Here is a 1,434-nt window from a genome sequence, read left to right as displayed (position 1 = left end):
GCCTGTTTGGTGATCTCATGGAAAACAACACGGAAGGTTTCTTTATCTTTTAACACACCCTTCTTTTTCAATAACTCATACAGATGCCAGGAGATTGCTTCTCCTTCACGATCCGGATCCGTTGCCAGATAGAGCGTGTCAGCTTTTTTCATGGCCTTGGCAATCGCCTCGACATGTTTGCTGTTGCGATCAATCACTTGATATTTCATCGCAAAATCATTTGACGGATCGACGGCTCCTTCTTTGGGCTGTAAATCTCTCACATGACCATAAGATGCCAAGACTTCTACATCTTTGCCCAGATACTTTTTGATGGTCTTGGCCTTGGCCGGAGACTCAACAATAACGAGTTTTTTTCCCATATAATCCTGTACCAAAAATAGACGCTCTAAATAACACTGCCCGTGTAAAACGGGCAGTATTAAGGAGAATAAGAGCGGTCAGATTTAGTGAATAACCGCCTCCAAATCTTCAAACACCAGATCTTCCATCCAGGCATAAGCAACTTCTCGGCCCGGTTGATAAAACAGCACCATGAGTACGACCCACTTGAGCTGTTCCAAATCAATTTCTTCGCTGTCTAATGCCAATACACGTTCAATAACAACTTCGCGAGTTTCGACATCCAAAACACCGACCTGTTCCAAAAACAGTAAATAGCCTCGACAATGAATATCGAGACGCTCTATTTCACTCTCACTGAAAACACGAATATGTGTATTGGGATTGTCTGTCTGCGGAGCCACTACCGTCATATTGTCTAGCCAATCAAGTGCTTTGTGTATTTCCATTTCCTGAAAGCCGACCTGTTCTAATTCAAGCTCCAGGACATCTTTATCAGGCTGACTGCTATTTTCTGTATCGATATAGTTTTCGAACAGATAGAGCAACACATCAATTACATTTTCTTTCATCGGCTTCTCTGTTGTGGGCGTGATCAGGTTCCGTTTCGAACGTAACGTCCTCCAGGCAGTGAAGCAACCTGACCTTGCAGCTCCAGTAATAACAGCATGGATGAAACGGCATCAGCCGTCAATCCGCTTTTGTCAATAAGTATATCGATATGGATCGGGTCATAACCCAAAAACTCAAACAATAACTGGTAATCATTATCCAATTCTGCTTGCACCGATGCTTGCTCTAATGAGGTCGGTTTCTCCAAAGCTTGCGGAACAACCCCGGCAATGGCCCCCAGTTCTTCAATAATGTCATTTGCCGTTTCCACCAGCTTTGCTCCCTCACGTATCAACTGATGACAGCCCCGGGATAATGGATTATGAATTGATCCAGGAATAGCAAACACTTCACGACTCTGTTCCATAGCCATTCTGGCCGTAATCAATGAGCCACTTTTCACTGCCGCCTCCACGACCAAAGTGCCAAGGCTCAAACCACTTATAATACGGTTACGGCGAGGAAAGTTTTCCGCTTTGG

Annotated in this window: 3 protein-coding genes; all 3 read right to left on the bottom strand. The window is 44.4% G+C overall.

Going from position 1 to position 1,434, the window contains the following annotated elements:
- Window positions 1–362, bottom strand: a 362-nt coding sequence (locus B3182_RS12940; RefSeq protein ID WP_292753020.1) for a toprim domain-containing protein, incomplete at its 3' end; no start/stop codon positions are given.
- 84 nt (window positions 363–446) lie between these two features.
- Window positions 447–914 (bottom strand): DUF494 family protein, encoded by a 468-nt coding sequence (locus B3182_RS12935; RefSeq protein WP_292358527.1) that lies wholly within the window; start codon window positions 912–914, stop codon window positions 447–449.
- A gap of 23 nt (window positions 915–937) precedes the next feature.
- On the bottom strand, window positions 938–1,434 hold a 497-nt coding region (locus B3182_RS12930), incomplete at its 5' end, for a DNA-processing protein DprA (protein WP_292753018.1).

Origin of the sequence: Methylophaga sp. UBA4204, assembly GCF_002379485.1 — a bacterium.
Lineage (GTDB): Bacteria > Pseudomonadota > Gammaproteobacteria > Nitrosococcales > Methylophagaceae > Methylophaga.
The sequence above is the reverse complement of the archived record's forward strand: the minus strand, read 5'-3'. Positions and strand labels throughout refer to the sequence as shown.